The sequence below is a fragment of the Ruminococcus sp. AM43-6 genome (assembly GCF_003461785.1).
GTDB classification, from domain to species: domain Bacteria; phylum Bacillota; class Clostridia; order Oscillospirales; family Ruminococcaceae; genus Hominimerdicola; species Hominimerdicola aceti.
In genome coordinates, this window is sequence record NZ_QTXU01000037.1 from 11,974 (window position 1) to 17,213 (window position 5,240).

Genomic DNA, 5,240 nt, shown 5'->3' on the forward strand with positions numbered 1-5,240 from the left:
TCATAGCTTCCGCTACCAATTCACTTGTATCCACAAAGGATATATCGGAATCGAAAAATTCGGCAATAAAGGTGTCCGTCTTTATCTTTTCATCCTCTAAACTGCTTTCAGCCCCTGAAGAGGCAGCCGAGTCGTGTATGGACTCGGCTGTGGTTGTAGTAGTTGTTTCCGTAACAGCATTCTGGATCGGCGGACTGATCGTTCCGCAAGCTGTCATTGTCAGCATAAACGCTGCTAAAATTGCAGTCATTACTTTTGCTTTCATATTCATTCCTCCCCATATCAGATTATGCTCCAGATGTACAGCGGACAGGTCAGAGAAAAGATCAGACAGCCGAAAATGATAGCGATCGGCGTCCATTCAAGCTGACCGTGTTTGCGGTAATCGAGATATGCGAGTGTTATCTTCACAAACAGCAGAACTGCAAGTATAACGTCTATCACGGGAAACACCACATTGTTTACGACTGAAACGACCTGTGCTCTTGCCGTAGTCCAAGTGCTTGTCACCGCACCAGCAACATCGCCCGAAGCATAAGCAGTTATTGACATCATCTGCACAAAACAAAATGCGCTTACTGCCGCCGCAATGATTTTCTTTTTTGATCTCATTACACATCATCCTCTCTGTTTTCGATAATTTTTCCTACCAGAATTGTACGGCTGTTACCCTCTGCAGAAGTACAAGTTGACAGCGTTATCAGATTATCTTCTTCGGAAATGCCGATCTCCTTGTAAATACTCGCGCAGTTTCTGAGCTGTAAATCCCACTCTTCAAAGGTCGGATCAGCAAGATAAAGTCCGCTTGTGTCTGTAGTCCTTGCTACTGCAAAGAAATCTATCAGACGCACCTCATCTTCCGTGGTCAGCCAGCCAAAGCTGTGGTTCATGAAATATTCCTCGTTTTCGTAATTTGGAATATCGGCAAACATCGTTCCGTTTCCCATATTGTGACCGTAGATCACGCTATTAAAGTCAGAAAAATCGCTTGAACAGCGATAGTCCATAAACAGTGATCCTGCATACAAATATGAGCCGTCCACCGCCCTGCGCGTGTAATATTCGTTATCTCCCGACTGCATTACCGGGCAATTGATATTCGTATCGGGAATATACAGCCAAGCCACGAAATCGTCATGCTCTGCGGAAAGCTGCCGTACCTGTGCTGTAAGCTCCTTTTTTGTATCTTCGGGAACTCTGTCCGCCGATGGCTTGTCAGAACTATTGTTGACTGCATCATCAAGCGTTTCTCTCGCTATCGGGGTAGGAGCATAGATCAGAATATCCTGCCAATTGATTTTCTGAGCCATGTCGTTTTTCACCAGAAGATAAATTCCCCCTCCGAGGAGGGCGGCTGCGGTCACAGCCGCAATAGTGCGAATAACTTTGGTTTTCTTAGTCATAGATCAATCCTCATCAATTTCAATAAATTCGGGGCAAAGAGCTGAATGATCTTCAGGCTCCTTGTCATCATTTTTCTTTCTGCTAATGATCAGCACAAGAAAGATTATGAGCGAAGCGCCCATAAGTGCAAATGCCGCAAAATCACTGTGGTTATCGCCTGTATACGGAGTAGTGGTTTTAGGTGTAAGCTCGTCATACATAACGACTTCGGTCACGCTGCCGTCAGCGTTTACCGTGAACTTGATTTCATTTGCAATCTCGTAACCGTCGGGAGCGATAGTTTCACGAAGCGTGTACTCCTTGCCTGCGATCAGCTTTCCTTCGATGAAGTGAGCCTCGTCCGCAGATACCCATTCCTCAACCACATTTCCGTTCTCGTCGATAATTTGCAAAGTAGCACCCGGCAATTCTTCGCCTGTTGTAATGTCCCGCTTTGAAATACGAACCTTAGTGGTATCGTCCACCATAACGATAAGCGGATAGCCGTTATCCGAAACGGCTGTAGAATCAACGTTTTCTACCGTAACATTGCCGTAAATATCAACGCTGAACTTAATGTCCGTCGCAATCACATAACCGTCGGGTGCGGCAATTTCTTTAAGCACATATTCACCTGCACCAAGCCTTGAAACGATGTGATTTGTGCCGTCGGAAGTCCACTTATCAACTGTCTCACCGTCAGCATTTTCAAGCACCATTTCAGCACCCACAAGTTCGTTTCCGTAAATATCACGCTTTGATATCTCAACAGTAATAGGCTTGTTCTCGGCAGTGATCTCGATAACATCACCGTCCTCGTTGATAACTACGTGATACTTTTCATCTGAGAAAATATATCCGGCAGGTGCTGCGATTTCTTTAACTGCATACTCACCATAAGGAATGTTATTAAACTCAAAATATCCGTTTTCATCTGATGTGAAAGTCATTATTGCAGTATCTCTGCTGAACTTCACACAGTCGGCAGTAAACAGACCGAACACAGCATTTTCAAGAGGTTCGCTCTTGTCATCTACCTTGTGACCCTCTATCCTGCCACGCTTGAGAAGATTTACGAATTGTCCGCAGTCAATATCCACAGTCCGGATGTCCTGTCCCATATATTCGAAGTTTACAAGATACTTTTCTCCACCTAGAACATAATGCTCATCAGTAGAAATTTCTTTGACATAATACCTGCCGAAAGGTATCTGTACATCAAATTTTGCAGTCATATTCTCATCAAGTGAAACCTCTGAAAGCAGTCCGTCGGCAGGAATCACCGTACCGTCAGCCGCCTGTATATCCTCCGCCGCAAACAGTCCGAAACGAACAGAGAGATACTCATTATTGTTTCCGATTCCGAACAGCTCGTCGTTCTCCATAACCTTAGAAAGTGAGATTTCAACACTCTGATAATCATTGACAAATGATGCATTTACCGTATCAAGAACAGCGATTTCCTGTCCTGCATAGGTCAGTTCTACAAACTGTGATTCGCTATTCCGAACATAGCCGTAAGGTGCCTGAACCTCCTTGATTTCGTACTTACCGAGATACAATAAATCGGTTTCCGCATATCCGTTTTCATCGGTAGTAATTTCAGCCACAACGTCGCCTGCATTGGCATGAACAGTACCGTCAAGGGTGACAATATCTTCTGCTGCTATTACCTGAAATACTGCGCCGGAAAGATTTCCGTTCGCAAACACGGGAGTGTAAGTCGTTGAATTGACAACTAGCTCGCCGTTTTCGTCTGTATAAGCAGAGCTTGCCATATTCACGCTTGTGAAAATATCGCCTGTTTTCTGAACGCTGATCTTGCCTTTCTGAGCGGTGTTTTCTTTGCGGACTTTAATAACCGTCAGGGCATTTTCTTTCTCTGCGTTATCAGCAGAAACTGTGAAAGACACGGGCGTACTGTCAAGTGCATAGCCATAGGGAGCCTGAACCTCAACAAGCAAATATTCACCGTAGGGAAGAACCTCGGGAGTGATCAGATAGCCCTCGCTGTTTGTGTAGAAAGTGTCGATTGTTGTGGGGGTAGGGTATGCAAAAGTCATTGAGATCTTCTGACCGTTTGAATCGTAGATCTCAAATCCTGCACCCTCATAAGGAATGGTTTTTCCCGTTTCGGAATCCACCTTTACGATCTTGATATAGCTTTCAAACTTTTCATTGTTAATGATGTATCTGTAAGTCTGACCGTCAGCCGAAATGTTCACATCAAAATCCTCCATAAACTCAGTACCTTCCCAACCCTTGGTCTGATGCACGGTGTAAATTCCGTATGGCATATCCTTGGTCTGTGCAAATCCGTTTTCATCGCACGTCAGGTAATCACGTTCTGTTTCAACAGCATTTGCATAAGAACCCGAAGATTTCAGATACACTTCAAATTCAGCTCCCACTTCTGGAGTTTCTATCTGAGTAGAGCCGTCATCGGAATGCTTGATGATCGCAATATTGCCCTTTACTACGTCCTCTGTGACAGTCATAGAAATTGGATTACTTTCAATTGTGTATTTTTCCGGCTCAGTGCCTACAGAATGAACAGTCGTATCAAGCAGATATCCCGCGGAGGGAGAAATCTCCTGAACAGTGTAGTTTCCGCAGACATACTCTTTTGTCTTGAAATATCCGTTTTCATCGGTCGTATAGGTATCGACAAGCTCGCCGTCCTTGTACAGTCCGTAAACTGCTCCCGCAAGCGTTCCGTCGCCCTGTTCTGATGCTGTTTCAGAATCCTGCTTTGTTACCTCAACTGTAAACTTTTTGAGGATATTTTTGAATGTCTTGGTTGTGGTCGCATCTGCCATAAGGGTTGCAGTCTGATCCGCTGGAACTACATATCTTACGGGAACATTTTTCTCGGAAATGGTGTAGGTAATTTTTTCGTTATTACTGTCATAAACAGGAATGTCAGAGAGAATTGCAATGCCGTCATCTCCGGTCTTGACTGTGTAGGTCTTACCGTTGCCCGTAATAGTAAACTCTCTGTCTCCGTTCTGATTATCCTCAGACTGTTTATTGATCTTTATCGAGCCCGTTTTAAGCTGATTGTTGAACTTCACATTCACAGTCAGATCAACATCTCCGCTCGTCAGCGTAACATTCTGAGCCTTAGGAACTTCGTATCTTGTATCTACATTGATCTCGGATACGGTGTAGCCAATTGCTTTGCCTGTGGACATATCATAAACTCTTAGATCGTCAAAGGTTGCAATTCCGTTTGCATTGGTTTTGGCAGTTTCAGAGAGCGATTTTCCATTGTATGAATAGGTGATTTTAAACTCCCTGCCGCTGATGATTCCGTCCTCTGCGGTTTTGTTAATTTTAATTGTTCCTGTTTTGAAATCCTCTGTCACCTTGTTTTTTCCTGCTTTGATTGTATAAACAGTAGGATCAATAGAATAACCTGTAGGAGCTTTTAATTCCTTTGCGTAATAAGTGCTGTCGGGAAGTTGAATTTTACCTGTGCCGTCAGCGCCTATGGCGATTTCGCCAACCTTTTTTGTGCAGGACTTGTCACTGTAGATTCCGTATACCGCTGTGGAATTGTCAACACTTGATTTTCCTACAAGATTACCGTCCGTATTGTACTTATCGATCTCAAAGGTAACATCAGTTTTTGTGATCCTGAAAGCGTACATATTCATCGCAGTCGCAGTTTTACCGTCGGTATTGTTGTTAATGACAACACCCTGAGATCCGTTGGACTCGATCCTCCAATGAGTACCTCCTGCGCCTGTGCCGTCGCCGACTGTGGAGCTTGTTATGAGCGATTCGGAAACTCCGATAGATTTCAGATAAGAAACAACGTCGGAACGGCTGTCAAATTCGCCCATATATATCCA

Annotated in this window: 4 protein-coding genes; all 4 read right to left on the reverse strand. The window is 44.2% G+C overall.

The window, feature by feature from the left end; all coding sequences use genetic code 11:
- A partial coding sequence (locus tag DW938_RS15015; protein ID WP_207660715.1) for a hypothetical protein occupies positions 1–265 on the reverse strand: 265 nt, incomplete at its 3' end.
- A 17-nt stretch (positions 266–282) separates the two neighbouring features.
- Complete coding sequence (locus tag DW938_RS13240) at positions 283–612, reverse strand: DUF3852 domain-containing protein (protein WP_041337574.1); 330 nt, start codon at positions 610–612, stop codon at positions 283–285.
- On the reverse strand, positions 612–1,403 hold the full coding sequence (locus DW938_RS13245; RefSeq protein ID WP_118125370.1) for a class B sortase: 792 nt from the start codon (positions 1,401–1,403) through the stop codon (positions 612–614). The genes DW938_RS13240 and DW938_RS13245 overlap by 1 nt, the downstream gene beginning before the upstream one ends.
- 3 nt (positions 1,404–1,406) lie before the next feature.
- A partial coding sequence (locus DW938_RS13250) for a SpaA isopeptide-forming pilin-related protein (protein ID WP_147342398.1) occupies positions 1,407–5,240 on the reverse strand: 3,834 nt, incomplete at its 5' end.